Annotated in this window: 9 protein-coding genes; 2 read left to right on the top strand and 7 right to left on the bottom strand. The window is 49.3% G+C overall.

From position 1 onward, the window contains the following. Positions 1 to 10: 10 nt before the first annotated feature. The 4 genes from trpD to U2F10_RS19510 form a co-directional block, all read right to left on the bottom strand. Positions 11 to 1,063: an anthranilate phosphoribosyltransferase gene (gene trpD / locus U2F10_RS19525; RefSeq protein WP_499060574.1), complete on the bottom strand. Its 1,053-nt coding sequence runs from the start codon at positions 1,061 to 1,063 to the stop codon at positions 11 to 13. A 275-nt stretch (positions 1,064 to 1,338) separates the two neighbouring features. Then, positions 1,339 to 4,332 carry an L-glutamate gamma-semialdehyde dehydrogenase gene (gene pruA / locus U2F10_RS19520; protein WP_499873092.1) on the bottom strand — a complete coding sequence of 998 codons (2,994 nt, stop codon included), beginning with the start codon at positions 4,330 to 4,332 and terminating at the stop codon, positions 1,339 to 1,341. 562 nt (positions 4,333 to 4,894) lie between these two features. Continuing rightward, entirely contained in the window at positions 4,895 to 5,839 is a 945-nt protein-coding gene (locus U2F10_RS19515; protein WP_499867660.1) for an ankyrin repeat domain-containing protein, read from the bottom strand. Between the two features lie 93 nt (positions 5,840 to 5,932). Then, positions 5,933 to 6,481 (bottom strand): HD domain-containing protein, encoded by a 549-nt coding sequence (locus tag U2F10_RS19510; RefSeq protein ID WP_499873091.1) that lies wholly within the window; start codon positions 6,479 to 6,481, stop codon positions 5,933 to 5,935. A gap of 156 nt (positions 6,482 to 6,637) precedes the next feature. Between U2F10_RS19510 and U2F10_RS19505 the strand changes: the two genes are divergently transcribed. Continuing rightward, on the top strand, positions 6,638 to 7,801 hold the full coding sequence (locus tag U2F10_RS19505) for a pre-peptidase C-terminal domain-containing protein (RefSeq protein WP_499873090.1): 1,164 nt from the start codon (positions 6,638 to 6,640) through the stop codon (positions 7,799 to 7,801). Between the two features lie 88 nt (positions 7,802 to 7,889). Here the strand turns inward: U2F10_RS19505 and U2F10_RS19500 are convergent, their stop codons facing one another. The 3 genes from U2F10_RS19500 to U2F10_RS19490 all read right to left on the bottom strand — a co-directional run bounded on the left by U2F10_RS19500 (position 7,890) and on the right by U2F10_RS19490 (position 11,724). Beyond that, positions 7,890 to 9,713, bottom strand: a complete 1,824-nt coding sequence (locus tag U2F10_RS19500; RefSeq protein ID WP_163662894.1) for an ABC transporter ATP-binding protein — start codon at positions 9,711 to 9,713, stop codon at positions 7,890 to 7,892. Positions 9,714 to 9,783: 70 nt separating this feature from the next. Beyond that, positions 9,784 to 10,428, bottom strand: a complete 645-nt coding sequence (gene hisG, locus U2F10_RS19495; RefSeq protein ID WP_163662897.1) for an ATP phosphoribosyltransferase — start codon at positions 10,426 to 10,428, stop codon at positions 9,784 to 9,786. Between the two features lie 63 nt (positions 10,429 to 10,491). Next, positions 10,492 to 11,724, bottom strand: a complete 1,233-nt coding sequence (locus U2F10_RS19490; protein WP_499873089.1) for a methionine gamma-lyase family protein — start codon at positions 11,722 to 11,724, stop codon at positions 10,492 to 10,494. Positions 11,725 to 11,799: 75 nt separating this feature from the next. Here U2F10_RS19490 and U2F10_RS19485 point away from each other — a divergent pair, with 75 nt between their 5' ends. Next, entirely contained in the window at positions 11,800 to 12,639 is an 840-nt protein-coding gene (locus U2F10_RS19485; protein ID WP_499867664.1) for an acyl-CoA desaturase, read from the top strand. Positions 12,640 to 12,648 lie beyond the last annotated feature (9 nt).

Here is a 12,648-nt window from a genome sequence, read left to right as displayed (position 1 = left end):
GTTGTTGTTTTTAATTTTTCAAGAAAGCGACTAGTTGCTCTAACTTGTCCCAAGCGGCACCGCTGGCAATAATCTCTTTTGCTTTGATAACACCTTGAGCGCAGGCAGCTTCAAAGGTATCACCTGTCACCACTTCCCCCACTTGCAAGGCCAGAGAGGCATTTAGGGCCACAGCTTCCTGCTGAGCCTGGGTACCTTTACCCTGAAGTACATTACGCAGGATGGTCATGTTTTCTTCTAGTTCACCACCCCGCAGAGCACCAATATCAGCATGGGCTAACCCCAAACGTTTTGGATCGATCACCTGAGTAGTCACCTGACCATTGGCTAAGACAGCCACATCCGTTGCATCCCCCAATCCAGCTTCATCCAAACCCTCGCGACCATGGAGCACCATGGCTTGCCCCATCCCTAACTGGTTCAACGCTTCGGCCATGGTAGAAATGACCGCTGGGTCGAATACACCAATGACCTGTCCCGTAGGCCGCAAGGGGTTAACCAATGGCCCCAGCAAGTTAAAAACCGTGCGAATTTTCAACGTACCGCGAAGGGGCGCAACGGCCTTCATTGCTGGGTGCCAACCACGGGCAAACAGGAATGTCACCCCCACTTCCTTAACCGCTGCTTTAGCTTTTTCAGGGGATGTACTAAGGTCTACACCTAAACCTTCCAGCACATCAGCCGAGCCCACCTTGCTAGATGCTGAGCGATTACCATGCTTTACCACTGGGATACCGGCAGCAGCGGCCACAAACGTCACGGCGGTGGAAATATTAAATGTAGAGGCACCATCTCCACCAGTGCCACAGGTATCGATGCGGGGTGTGGGCAACGAATCATCGGCCTCCATGCCACCTAGGGACTGCCCTTGTAAGACATGGGCCATACCCGCTAGTTCATTAGCGGAGAAGCCCTTGGATTGTAAGGCCGCCAGGATCGCTCCGGACATGATCGGATCAATCGATTCTGTCAACCATCCTTGCATCAGTGATTCAGCTTGATCGACTGAGAGGGAGTGCTTATCAATGAGCTGCTGTAACAGGCTGGACCAGTTAGTTGTCATTGCGGTAGGGCGTTTAAGACTTCAGTCAATAACGCTACTACAGAAGCGGGGTAAGCGACCTGTTTCTTAACAAGGGATTGATGGTTGCTGCATCCATAGTGTCTATGTAGCGGACATGAGTATTCTGAATTAAGAGAAACTATCTATTGGGCACCTCGATTGATTGATTTTTTGGAAGGGCACAGAGTTACTATGTCATTAAGTTAGAAGACTATTGTGATTGAACCACTCTGTATAGGGGTACTTGTTTTATATTTTTTCACCCGCAAAGAACACTAATCAAACCCATCAATCGGAGCAAAGCCTTGACGTTGAATATTTTCTGTCACTACGCGAGGCTCCAAAAATTGAAGAAGATAATCAGCACCACCAGCTTTTGAACCAACACCAGAGAGCTTAAAACCACCAAAAGGCTGGCGAGCAACAATGGCACCCGTAATCCCTCGATTAATATAGAGATTACCAACATCAAAAGTAGTTTGAGCTTGTTCTATATGGGCAGGAGTACGAGAATAGAGCCCCCCCGTGAGGGCGTAGTCAGTATTGTTAGCAATAGTCAACCCTTCTTCAAACGTTTTCGCCGAGATAACAGCAACGACAGGGCCGAAGATTTCTTGTTGAGCAATCTGCGCATCGGGAGAAACATTAATAAAAATAGTAGGACCAATAAAGTAACCAAAATCGGGAGGTTCGATTGAGAGAGCCAAACTACCCTCTTTTCTACCAATCTCAATAAATTTCTGAATTCGTTGTTGGGATACGGCATCAATCACCGGACCCACCTTAGTGTCAGGATAATCTGCGGCTCCTACATTAAGAGAACGAGTAGCCTCGACCAGACGCTGAACAAATGTCTCATAGATAGTCTCTAAAACAATCACCCGTGAGCAAGCAGAACATTTTTGACCACTGTAGCCAAAGGCAGACTGCACCACACCTTGCACCGCTTGATCCAGGTCGGCACTAGAATCGACAATAATGGCGTTTTTGCCCCCCATTTCAGCAATGACTCGTTTGAGGTGATGCTGGCCAGGTTTCAGCTGAGCAGCATCTGCATAAATACGACAACCCACCTCCCTGGACCCCGTAAATGCAATCAGGTGAATGTCGGGATGTTGAACGAGATGGGCCCCTACGGTCGAACCTTTAGCAAATAACAGTTGGAAAACACCTGGAGGGAAACCGGCTGCGATTAAAATCTCAGCCAGTTTAGCAGCAATAATTGCGGAATTTTCAGCAGGTTTGAGCAAGGTGCAATTACCAGTGACAAGGGCAGCAACGGTCATGCCAGTTGCGATCGCAAGCGGAAAATTCCACGGCGAAATTACCAGCGCAATCCCCCTTGGGAAATAGCGATATCGATTTGTCTCCCCAGGCAGATCAGCTGCTTTGCCCTGCTCCAGCCGCTCCATCTCATCAGCATAATAATGACAGAAATCGATCGCTTCTGACACTTCCGCATCCGCCTCTCGCAACGGTTTACCGACCTCTACAACAATCCAGGCAACCAATTCTGCACGGCGAGCTGCCATCAATTCACCTGCACGATGCAGACAGGCGATTCGTTCTGAAACTGGGGTATGTCGCCAGCTGGCAACGGCAGCCTTAGCAGCGGCAACAGCCATATCCGCCTGGTTCGTATCCAGCAAGCCAATCTGCCCCACAATCTCGACAGGATTCGAAGGGTTCACCGACGGCACCAGGGTTTCCGTTGGTAGGTATTGCCCATTCACCCAAGACCAATGGGTTTGGCCCAACTGATTACGAACCTGAGTTAGTGCCTGCTGGGCCGTTTGTCTGGCCAATCGCTGCGCATAGTCAGTATCGGGAGCATTGGCAAATTGTTCCACAGGGACAGGGTCAGCAGGTTGCACATCGACTTCGGCAAAGGTGGGTTTAGCCAGGAGATCTTCTATCGGTGTTGCGTCTAACCTTTGCCGCAGGAATGAGGTATTGGCGGTGTTCTCCAGCAGGCGACGAATCAGGTAGGCCATGCCAGGGATGAGTTTACCGTAGGGGCAATAGACACGGACACGATAGTCGCGCTTGGCTAGAGCAACAGCAAGCTTATCGGCCATGCCATAAAGAACTTGCAGCTCAATGCAGCGTTTGGGAATTTGCAGGGCATCGGCAATGGCCATGGCATGGGCTTGCGATCGCACATTATGGCTACCAATCGCGGCGTACACTACCTGATGATTTTCCAACAGTAGCTGAGTCATCCGTTCAAAGTTGGCATCGGTCGAAACTTTATGACGATAAACCGGCGGTGCCCAGCCATGCTGGATAGCCTTGATCATCTCCTGGTCCCAATAGGCACCTTTAACCAGTCTGACGGTGAGGGGAGTACCGCGCTCAGCCACCCACTGAATAATCTCTTTCAAGTCTTGATAACTGTCTCTTAAATAAGCCTGTTGGGTCATTCCAATATCGCTACGCTGACGAAATTCATCTTCCATCAACACATCCTTCAGAATCGCCAGGGTAAGATCTTTGTAGACATATTGTTCCATGTCAAAATGGACAGCGATACCTAACTCCCCAGCTTTCCGCAACAATTTGCGGACACGTTCGCTAACCTTAGTTTGGGTGCCAATGGGGTCTAGAGGATCAAATTGGGAATAAAAGGCCGTTAGTTTGACTGAAACTTGAGCGTTGGGTAAGTGTCCCTTTCGACTTCGCTCAGGGGACACCAGCTGAGTAGGAAAGCGTGTAGCCAGTTGTTCCATTAACAACAAATAACGATTGAGATAATCTTCGGCTTCTGTTTCAGTAACAACGGCTTCACCCAATAGATCGAGGGTAAAGGTGAGATTTTGTTTTTCAAGATGCTTTAAACTCTTAAAAACTTGGTCAATCGTTTCGCCTGCAATATATTTTTTGGCCAGTGTGGCAACTGTTGTGGAGAAGGTGGTGGCCGCCAGGTGACCAGGCACTGAATCGGGTTGGGTAAAGTTGAGCAGCGCTTTGAGGGGGGCGGGTAGCTCAACGATGTCTTGCCCTAGATAATCATCCATATGACGGGCGATTTCGGTTTTATCGGAGAGGGCCGGGAGACAGTCGATCAGGCGAAATAATTGAACGCGCAGGCCAGGATTGGCCATGGCGAAGCCGAGTAGCTGGTCGTGGAGTTGGATGCGATCGCGAATTTGTCCGAGCCAACCCTGGCGCTCTTGGGTTTTGGCCAGCAGCTCTTTGGCAATGGTTTGGGTGGTAGTTTCGTAGGCAGGCGCAGCGGTGGGTGTGGTGGGTGTACCTTGGACGACCATGGGGTTGACCTCCGATTGTGCGAGTGCCTACTTCCCATTGTGTTCACCAGCTAAAGTTTTGTTTGTATTTTCTGCTGCTTTGTTGCAAACGGATAGCTTTGTTTACATTAACCTCTACAATTCAGCCGCCTGAAAAATTTCATCTGTTATCAGTTCTAGTTCAGGAAAAACAGATGAGTGCAACTGCTGTCCTGGCTAGCTCAGCCTAGAAATAGTTATTGTGGTGACGTAACGAAGATTTCAAACAGTAGGTCGGGTTGAATTTATGAAACCCGACTTGCCGAAATCTCCCAATGCCAACCTTTAGGAATGAATGGCGTACATTTATTCGATCGCAATTGTTCATTGGTAAATTGCGATCGCGAGGACAATTGGCGGAGTGTTGGGTTTCGCAGGCTCAACGCCAACCTACGGGTCTCGGCGATATGCGTGATTTGGAGGGAATATATAAAATTTGCAATTTCTGTGTGTCGGTAATTTGCCAATGGTTGAGATACATGCAATCTCAATTCCTCGGTTAATGATCGCGAGGACAATTGGCGGGGTGTTGGGTTTCGCAGGCTCAACTATCATTCTCGATTGAGACTTCAAGAGGCGTTTTGCCCTTTTTGTTTTCAAGATTTGTGTCTGCACCATTGTCAACTAATATTTTGGCAACCTCATCATGATTTGACATAGCTGCATAATGCAGTGGTGTATTTCCTCTATTATCTCTGACATTAATATCGGCTTTAACATCGATCAGGAACTCAACCATCTTGACGTGATTTAATTTAGCAGGGAGGTGAAGTGCAGTTTGTCCTGTTCGACTATTTTTTGCATCAACAGAAATGCCTTGCTCATATAGAAAGTTGACGAGTTGTATATGATTTTTAGATGCCGCACCTGCTAATGCAGACTCATAGATCCTTTCCAGATGAACGCCTTTTTCAAATAGAACCCTGAATATCGCCAGATCTCCGTCAAGGGCTGCGCCAACAATTCGACTTCCATCAAACTCATAGATAGTATTTTCATTCTCCAAAAACAATGTTAAAAACTCGGGTCGATTGTATACGATTGTAAGATTGAGAGGTGAAGCAGATACATTGTCTGCCCAGTTCACATTTGCTCCATTCTCAAACAACAACTTTGTGATTTCAAAATTTCCCGCTCTGACTGACACATCCAAGGCTGTTGTTCCAGTACTCGAATCCATAATAATCGGTACATATGGACGTTTTTTGCCAGCATCGACATTAACTCCTAAGTCAATCAGCTTAGACACGACTTCATAGTTTTCCTTTTCTGTCGCACACATAATTAATGGTGTACGACCTAGATAAGCTGAGGGACTTCCACCAGTGCTCAAATAGGTATTGAGCACTTCTATGTTTTCACACGCCTGGGAGAGTGGCCCAATATTGACGAGGCCAAGTATTCCCCAGCGAAACCGATAAAATCCGAGGACTAGGGCAATGAAGACCAGAAAGACAATCCGTCTTCTAGTAGCTTGAGATACTGGCATATCATGAAGCCTAAAATCAATTTAGAACTACAGCTAAGCAACAGCTTATACAAGCCTGGTTATAAACTTAGCACCCACGGGTAGCATTTTCCTTCACATCGCACCATACACCCCATAGGCAACAATCTTCTCTGCCAACCGTTGCGCCAACCACGCATTCGCCTCCCCCAACGCCTCCAAAATCATCTCTGCCTCAACTCCATACTGCCGAATCTTTTCCACTCCCCAATGCTTCGGCGGTTTCTGCAAATTACTAATGCGATCCGCCAGTTTCACCATCCATACCGCCTCAGGCTGCTGCCGAATCCGCTGCAAACTATCTGCTATCTGCGCCTCCTTCGGCAGCGCAGCATCCTTACTCAAGGCCAACACCCCAGCCGCCACGTCTGGCCCAAATTCAGCCACCAGCCGCCCATAGGTCATCGCCGTATCCTCAATCGTGTCGTGTAACAATGCACACTGCACCGCTAAATCCGGCTGCTGCACCGTCGGTGTCGCCGCAATGGCCCGCATCACCTCCATGGCCACATTTCCCAAATGGTTAATGTACGGTCGCTCCGTCCCCGGCACCCGCTGCCCCCTATGGGCATCCGCCGCAAAATTCCATGCCTTGGTATACATATCCGGAGTCCATAGGGTCATTACAAAACACCCACAATACAACTAAAGTTGATAGGTTCGGGGCACACTACCTACAGACTAGTTACAACACAAGTATTCTCCATTGAGGAAACTACCATAGTGCCCCCCATAACTCAGCGTGTATCGTCTTTATCATTACTCGTCCTGGTTCTGGCTATGCTGATGGCAAAACCAGCGGTCTCCCAAACCACCCTGCGCATTATGGCTGCCAACACGAGCAGTGGCAATCGCCAATCGTACGATCCAGGCGAAGGTACTCGCATCTTTCAAGGATTAACACCCGACATTGTTTTAATCCAAGAATTTAACATTGGCAATAACTCTGATAGCGACATTACAGCCTGGGTTAAAAGCACCTTTGGAGACGAGTTCTCTTATTACAGAGAAGACGATGCCCAAATCCCCAACGGTGTCATCAGCCGCTATCCCATCCTTGACTCGGGGGAATGGGATGACCCCGCCGTCAGCAACCGTGACTTTGCCTGGGCCAAAATTGATCTGCCGGGGGACCAAGATCTATGGGCCATCAGCGTTCACTTTCTCACCCGGAGTGCAAATACACGCAATATTCAAGCCAATGCTTTAATCGAGTTTGTTGAAGATAATGTGCCTAACGAAGACTTATTGGTCATTGGTGGAGATTTAAATACTCGCAATATCACAGAAACCGCATTGCGAACTCTAGGAACGGTGGTCAATACTCGGCCACCTTACCCGGTGGATCAAAATGGGGATGGCGATACTAATTCAAGCCGTCGTCGTCCCTATGATTGGGTTTTTGCCGATGTTGATTTGCAAGAATATGAAGTGCCCGTCACCATTGGAGAGAATACATTTTCTAATGGCCTAGTATTTGACAGTCGCGTTTATTCTCCCCTATCAGATGTCGCACCTGTTCGTCGCAACGACAGCGGTGCTCGCAACATGCAACATATGGCCGTCATCAGAGACTTTGTGATTGCCGAAGAGACCGGTATCGCGCCTCCACTGATGAGCTGCCAACCAATCACAGGCAGAGTTAGCAACGGCGAATGGCAACATTATTATATTGATGTACCTGATGGGACCGCTCAACTGGAGTTGCAAATGCTCGGCACCGAAGCAGCAGCGGGTGATGTGGACCTGTATGTGAGGAAAGACGATAAACCTACCCTGGGTAGATATGACTTTCGTCCCTGGTTAAATGGTAGCGACGAAACGATTACCGTGCACAGTCAAACTCGGCCAGCCTTGAGCAGTGGTCTTTGGTATGTTGGCACCTATGGCTATTGGGGTGGGGAGTATTCGCTAACGGCAGTCGTCGACAGTTGCGAGGAGTAAACTGGAAAGTATTCGCTAACGGCAGTCGTCGACAGTTGCGAGGAGTAAACTGGGCAAGGGAGATGGATGCCTTGCCATACCAGGGCACTTATTGGCCCAACATTTGTAACTTATACAAACTTGCATAGAGACCATCTGCGGCTAATAGTTCATCGTGGCTACCCTGTTCTGCCAGATGTCCTTGTTTCAACACTAAAATGCGATCCACGTTGCGAATTGTCGATAGGCGGTGGGCAATAATAATTGCTGTTCGGTTCTCCAATAGCGTATTTAAGGCCGACTGAATCTTCGCCTCTGTGCCCACATCCAGGTTTGCGGTTGCCTCATCCAACACCAGAATGCCAGGGTTCCGGATCGCTGCACGGGCAAAGGCCAATAGCTGTTTTTCACCACCGGAAAGATTAGTGCCTCGCTCTCGTAACAGGGTGTCATAGCCTTGGGGTAATTGTTCGATAAAGCTGGCCACGTTGGTGGATTCGGCGGCATGGCGAATCTGAGCCGGGGTGTATTCTTCACCCAAGGTGATATTGCTACTTACGTCTCCAGAGAAGATAAATCCATCTTGCAAAATGATGGCCATGCGCTGGCGCAAATCGCTCTGGGCCAAGTCACGAATATCAACGCCATCGAGCAAAATTTGGCCATCGTTGACTTCATACAGGCGACAAAGCAAGCGAATAATTGAACTTTTTCCGGCTCCTGTTGGCCCCACTAATGCCACTTTCTCACCGGGGCGAATGGTGAAATCTAAATCACGTAAAACATATTCATCGGCCTTATAACCAAAGTTCACATGGTTAAAGCGAATCTCACCGGGTAAGACATTATCGTTCTCGTCAGTGGGTTCGGGCAACACTGCCGGATCATCACTATCTTTAATGTCGATCGGTTCATCTAACAAATCGTTCAAACGCTCAACCGCAGTAAATCCAGCTTGAATGGCGGTGAATTTATCGGCAAACTGGCGCAGTGGTTCGAATAACCGCTGAGCAAACAGGATAAACGTGGTTAGGGTGCCGATTTCCATGTTCTCGCCCAGCACTAGCCAGCCACCAAAACCAAGAACACTGGCGATCGCAACCAACGCGATCCATTCCAATGTGGCTGATACCGCCGAATCGTAAAAGATGGTGCGATCCACCGCCAGCATGTAACGTTCATTGGTAGTTCGAAACAGATTGGCATTAAAACTCTCACGCCGGAATAGCTGAACTACTTCAATGCCGGCAATATTCTCCTGTAAATTTGAATTCAGTGCCGACAGCTCCTCACGGGCCTGATAATTGGCTTTGCGATACTGTTGCTGAAAATAAATAATAATGGCTGTCACAGGCACCAGCAACAACATCAGCATCAAGCCCAAGCGCCAGTCGATCAGCAACATGAGCACCACCGACACCACGATCGAAAACATGTCGCTAAAGATGCCGATTGCCCCGGTGGAAAACACATCTCCCAAGGCATTGACATCGCTAGTCAAACGGGTGATCAGCCGACCCACAGGCGTGCGATCAAAAAATCGCATCGATAGGGCCATGACATGGTGAAACATGTCATTACGAATATTGCGGGTGATGTCCTGCCCCACCTTTTGCACCAAAAAACTCTGCCAGCCATCCAGGGCTAGTCGGGTGCCTATGCATAACAGCAACAGCACAATCAGGATATTTAACCCTTCTTGCAGAGACCGCTCTGCTAAAAAGCTCCAGGCTCCAGATTCTTGGCCAACGAGCGAAATCGCTTGACCAATTAGCACTGGCTGAAATGCCTGGGCAAAGGCCAGTGGAACCAGTAAAAGCAGGGGTAACACCAGGTGCCTTTTCTCCCGAAGAATGTAGGGGAGAAGGCGCTGGAAAAGCTGCCAATCGTAAGTTGAACCCTTGCGGGGAGTTGTGACGGAAGGAGAAACCATTGGGGTGAGAAAGAAGGGGAGAAGGGCACACATCGGTGCGCCCCTACAAAAAACGGTCAAAAAACAGTACTTAAGCCGCCACCGTCAATTGCTGTCGAATCAAATCAACATACTCGCTCAAATTATCCACATTCAGACGATAGCTCAAAGGATGGGCCACCAACCGAGCCGTGCTTTCAAACAGCACTTCCAACTCCATCAGGTTGTTCTCTTTTAGCGTACGTCCTGTGGAAACCAAGTCCACAATTGCTTCGGACATGCCGGTGATGGGGCCTAATTCTACGGAACCATACAGAGGGATAATTTCAACGGGCAAGTCAATGCTTTGGAAGTAGCGACGGGCGCTATTGACAAATTTGGAGGCAACGCGGCAGTGGGGGGGCAGGTCCAGGGCAGAACGATAGGGACCATCTTGCTTAACCGCCACAGAAAAACGACAGCCGCCAAAGCCTAAATCAGCGAGCTGAGCTACATTGGGCTCTTTTTCGTAGAGTACGTCATAGCCAACGATACCGAGCTGAGCCTGACCGTATTCGACATAGACCGGAACATCCTGAGCTCTTACCAATAGGCCTTTGGCGCGACCGCTGCTTTCAAGAATTTGTAACTGGCGGTTGCTGCTGTCTAAAAATCCACTGAAGTCTAACCCGGCCCCTTGCAGCATCCGGATAGTGTCTTTGAGCAATGAGCCCTTCGGTAGTGCAACGGTAATCATGGGGGCGCTGGTGAGTACTGATGGGTAACTATGTGTAGCTATTGTAACAATTGAATTGGCAGGTTAAGTGGCAGGACCGATGGCGGCGGCGGCGGCTTCGGCGGCGATCGCAACATGGGTCCAATGGGTGCCTCCCTGGCAATAAACCACATAGGGTTCGCGCAAAGGTCCATCGGCTGAAAGCTCCGAAGTACTGCCATCAATGAAGGTACCACCGGCCATCACTAACTGACTGTCATATCCCGGCATGCCAGCAGGTACCGGCTCCACATAGGCTTCCACGGGGGAATGCTGCTGAATTGCTCTGCAAAAAGCCACCAGTTTATCGGGGTCTTCCAAACGAATCGCTTGAATCACATCTCGCTGAGGCGCATCGACCGCTGGATTCACGGCATAGCCTAGCTGACTAAATGTATGGGCCAATAGGTAATTGCCCTTTAAGGCCTCACCCACCATTTGCGGTGCTAGAAAAAGCCCCTGGAAAAGCAATCGATTTTGATTCAGCGTAGACCCACCAGAGCTACCAATGCCTGGCGAAGTGAGCCGACAGGTGGCGGCTTCCACCAGGTCAGCGCGTCCAGCTACATATCCCCCTGTGGTCACAATTGTACCGCCGGGGTTTTTGATCAGCGAACCCGCCATCAGATCTGCTCCTACTGCCGTGGGTTCACGGGTCTCTACAAACTCGCCATAGCAGTTATCGACCAAACAAACGGTGTCAGGGTTTTGGGCTTTGACCGCCCGGACAATTTGACCAATTTCGTCGACAGTCAGGCTGCTGCGCCAGCTATAGCCGCACGACCGCTGAATCAACACCATTTTGGTATTGGGACGAATCGCTGTGGCCAAACCAGACCAATCAATACCCCCCTCAGAGGTGAGGGGCATCTGCCGGTAGCTAATACCAAAATCCTTGAGTGACCCCTGGCCATTGCCTCGCACACCGATGACTTCTTCCAAGGTGTCATAGGGAGCGCCAGTAACCGCCAGGAGTTCATTACCAGGTCGCAGCACCCCAAAAAGGGCACAGGTAATGGCATGGGTTCCGGAGACAAACTGCACCCTGACAGCTGCGGCTTCCGCCTCAACCACAGTAGCAAAAACTTGATCTAGAGTTTGCCGTCCCAAATCATCATGACCATACCCTGAAACCCCTGAGAAATGGTGCGTTCCCACCTTATGTTGTCGAAACGCTGCCAAGATTCGAGCAACATTTTTCTTGACCTGGGAGTCAATTGCATAAAAAATCGAAAATAGTGCTTGCTCTGTCGGCTGCAGTGTCTTCAGGCTATTCACTCGCTTTCCTGGGCTAATGACGCGGGCTCTAATTGTGACGCAAGTTGGCCCCTACGTTAACGCTGAGATTTTTACATGACTGTTGCAAACGTTCCAAAACCTCCTATTAATTGGCCTACAGCGATCTTTATGGTCGCTGTACACAGCATTGCCCTATTGGCATTCTTACCTTCAAACTTTAGTTGGAGCGCTATAGCGGTAGCGCTCTTTTTACATTGGGTGACAGGTTGTTTAGGAATTACCTTAGGGTGGCATCGTCTGGTGGCCCACCGTAGTTTTACGGTACCTAAGTGGCTGGAGTATTTTTTTGTCTTCTGCGGCAGTCTAGCTTGTCAGCATGGTCCCATTGAGTGGATTGGCCTGCATCGGCATCACCATGCCCATTCTGACCAGCCGGTTGACCACCATAGCTCTACCAAGGGCTTCTGGTGGAGCCACATGGGCTGGATTTTCTATGAAGTGCCCGCTGATGGTGACGTTCCCCGGCTGACTAAAGATATTGCTAGGGATCCGTTCTATCTGTTCTGCGAAAATTACTTTTTGCTAATGCAGATTGCTTTGGGTTTGCTGCTGTATGTCATCGGTGGGTGGTCTTTTGTCCTGTGGGGCATTTTTGTACGTCTCGTTGCGGTTTACCACTGCACCTGGTTTGTCAACAGCGCCACCCACAAGTTTGGCTATAAAACCTTCGAATCCAACGACTACTCCACCAACTGCTGGTGGGTGGCTGTCGTCACCTACGGAGAAGGCTGGCACAATAACCATCATGCTTTCCAGTTCTCAGCTCGCCATGGCCTTAAGTGGTGGGAAATTGATGTCACCTGGATGACGATTCAACTGCTCTCTAAGTTGGGGCTGGCCACCAAGGTCAAAATACCCAAGCAAGAAGATGTACAGGCGGCTTTATTGAGTTAGCTTAGGCAA

It is taken from the genome of Leptothoe sp. EHU-05/26/07-4 (assembly GCF_043421015.1).
Lineage (GTDB): Bacteria > Cyanobacteriota > Cyanobacteriia > Phormidesmidales > Phormidesmidaceae > Leptothoe > Leptothoe turfae.
This window is presented reverse-complemented; position numbering and strand designations above follow the sequence as displayed.

What these genes read in the sequence shown, in the direction of transcription:
- trpD (WP_499060574.1), bottom strand. Translation starts at nt 1,063, where the DNA reads ATGACAACTAACTGGTCCAGCCTGTTACAGCAGCTCATTGATAAGCAC.
- pruA (WP_499873092.1), bottom strand. Translation starts at nt 4,332, where the DNA reads ATGGTCGTCCAAGGTACACCCACCACACCCACCGCTGCGCCTGCCTAC.
- U2F10_RS19515 (WP_499867660.1), bottom strand. Translation starts at nt 5,839, where the DNA reads ATGCCAGTATCTCAAGCTACTAGAAGACGGATTGTCTTTCTGGTCTTC.
- U2F10_RS19510 (WP_499873091.1), bottom strand. Translation starts at nt 6,481, where the DNA reads ATGACCCTATGGACTCCGGATATGTATACCAAGGCATGGAATTTTGCG.
- U2F10_RS19505 (WP_499873090.1), top strand. Translation starts at nt 6,638, where the DNA reads ATGCTGATGGCAAAACCAGCGGTCTCCCAAACCACCCTGCGCATTATG.
- U2F10_RS19500 (WP_163662894.1), bottom strand. Translation starts at nt 9,713, where the DNA reads ATGGTTTCTCCTTCCGTCACAACTCCCCGCAAGGGTTCAACTTACGAT.
- hisG (WP_163662897.1), bottom strand. Translation starts at nt 10,428, where the DNA reads ATGATTACCGTTGCACTACCGAAGGGCTCATTGCTCAAAGACACTATC.
- U2F10_RS19485 (WP_499867664.1), top strand. Translation starts at nt 11,800, where the DNA reads ATGACTGTTGCAAACGTTCCAAAACCTCCTATTAATTGGCCTACAGCG.